This window comes from Bacteroides cellulosilyticus DSM 14838, assembly GCF_000158035.1.
Classification (GTDB): Bacteria; Bacteroidota; Bacteroidia; order Bacteroidales; family Bacteroidaceae; genus Bacteroides; species Bacteroides cellulosilyticus.
Map to the genome: position 1 here is coordinate 1 of NZ_EQ973536.1, position 568 is coordinate 568.

General features: G+C 48.6%; 1 protein-coding gene. It reads right to left on the bottom strand.

Features of this window, described 5'->3' with window-relative positions; translation table 11 throughout:
• The coding region (locus BACCELL_RS25545) for a transposase (protein WP_007215085.1) at positions 1–568 on the bottom strand (568 nt) is incomplete at both ends.

The following is a 568-nucleotide window of genomic DNA, read 5'->3' on the forward strand; positions in this document are numbered from 1 at the left end:
GCTCGCTGTTTTGTCACGTCTGGTTCCTATGCGGTTCATGTGTTGCCCCATCGGACAAACGTAATAATCCTCCCCCGCATTGTAATGGAGACTTTCCGCATGGAACGGGTTGGGAGCATAACGGGGACGCTGCTCTTTATGGAAGTAGTTGTACTTGACAAAGGCCTCTATCCCATTTTCCTGCATGAACCGGTAATTTTCTTCCGAGCCGTAACCGGAGTCTGCCACACCGATACCCGGTAAGCGGTTATAGCGGTGCTGGAAGGAGTGGAAGAAAGGGATCAGGGTCAGCGTATCGGTGGGGTTGGGAAACAGCCGGAAGTCTATGATGAACTGGTTTTCAGTACCTATTTGTAAATTATACCCGGGCTTGGTCTGCCCGTTCTTCATAGCGTCTTCTTTCATACGCATGAATGTGGCATCAGGATCGGTCTTGGAATAGGAATTACGTTCTCCAAGGACTTCAAGGTGATTGTCGTATTCCATCAGCTTGTCACGATACCCTTCAAGTTCCCTGACCTGTTTTTTCTTTTCACGCAGAGCTTTCTTTTGTTCCTTGTCCTGTGTT